Annotated in this window: 1 protein-coding gene; it reads left to right on the forward strand. The window is 62.1% G+C overall.

Going from position 1 to position 425, the window contains the following annotated elements; genetic code table 11:
• Positions 1 to 215, forward strand: a 215-nt coding sequence (locus J1M37_RS11085; protein WP_206452664.1) for an integrase core domain-containing protein, incomplete at its 5' end; no start/stop codon positions are given.
• Positions 216 to 425: the final 210 nt, after the last annotated feature.

Genomic DNA, 425 nt, shown 5'->3' on the forward strand with positions numbered 1-425 from the left:
CGCGCCATAACGGGAAGGTCGAGCGGTACAACCGGCTGATGGTCGATGAGGTCCTCTACGCCCGCCCCTACACCTCAGAGCAAGCTCGGCGTGAGGCCCTGGCGGTGTGGGTGAACCACTACAACTATCATCGGCCTCATACCTCCTGCGGAGACGCTCCTCCGGCCTCGTTGGCACCGGCCCGAGTCAACAACGTCATGCCCTCCTACAACTAGGTGTTGTGGGTCATGAGGTTCTTGCCACGAGGCGCCGGCTGAGATGAGACGAGTGGGCCTCTCCTGCAGGATGGAAGTTCCTATGGGCTGACCCCGTTTCGTAGGTCCAGTCGTTATGAGAGTCGTCCTGTTGCCCGCGGTCGCGGGCAGGGAGACTGGTCAGATCATGACGAACAGCAGGAAGCGTCACACCCCCGAGCAGGTCGTCCG

Source organism: Micrococcus sp. KRD012 (assembly GCF_017168555.1).
Classification (GTDB): Bacteria; Actinomycetota; Actinomycetes; order Actinomycetales; family Micrococcaceae; genus Micrococcus; species Micrococcus luteus.